Annotated in this window: 1 protein-coding gene; it reads left to right on the forward strand. The window is 68.0% G+C overall.

What is annotated here, in order from left to right; genetic code table 11:
• Positions 1-72 precede the first annotated feature (72 nt).
• On the forward strand, positions 73-635 hold a 563-nt coding region (locus FJV41_RS57065; RefSeq protein WP_141649551.1), incomplete at its 3' end, for an AAA family ATPase.

The following is a 635-nucleotide window of genomic DNA, read 5'->3' on the forward strand; positions in this document are numbered from 1 at the left end:
CCGTTGGAAGCCGGCATGTTGTGTGCTTGAATGGTTGCGTGCCCTCACCCTCCAACGAACCAGGAGCGCGCCATGACGACGACACACAGCCTTGTCCCGCAATCTCCTTCGATGGGCCTGCCGGTGGCCCAGTTGCGCAACGTGTTCCGGCCCGGCGACGTGGAGCGCCGCCTCGCCCGGCTGCAGGACGCGGGCAGCCAGCGTGAATACGAAACCCTGCGCGCGGTCTACGAGCGCATGCTCGAACGGGGCCCCGAGCGCTTCCAGGTGAAGCCGTCCGGCGTGCCCGACATGGCAGGCCTCTACGAGCAGCTGCCCAACTTCTCCGATGCGCTCGACGACGTGAAGCGCCACGTCGCGCTGGCACAGGACAGCCGCGACGGCCTGGAGGTGACGCCGATGCTGCTGATCGGCCCGCCCGGCATCGGCAAGACCCATTTCGCGCGCCAGCTGGCCGAGCTGCTCGGCACCGGAATGAACCTCGTGCCCATGAGCTCGATGACCGCCGGCTGGCTGCTCTCGGGCTCGTCCTCGCAATGGAAGGGCGCGCGCCCCGGCAAGGTGTTCGAGGCGCTGGTGGACGGCGAATACGCCAATCCCGTCATCGTGGTCGACGAGATCGACAAGGCCAGCGC

Origin of the sequence: Myxococcus llanfairpwllgwyngyllgogerychwyrndrobwllllantysiliogogogochensis (genome assembly GCF_006636215.1) — a bacterium.
Taxonomy (GTDB): Bacteria; Myxococcota; Myxococcia; order Myxococcales; family Myxococcaceae; genus Myxococcus; species Myxococcus llanfairpwllgwyngyllgogerychwyrndrobwllllantysiliogogogochensis.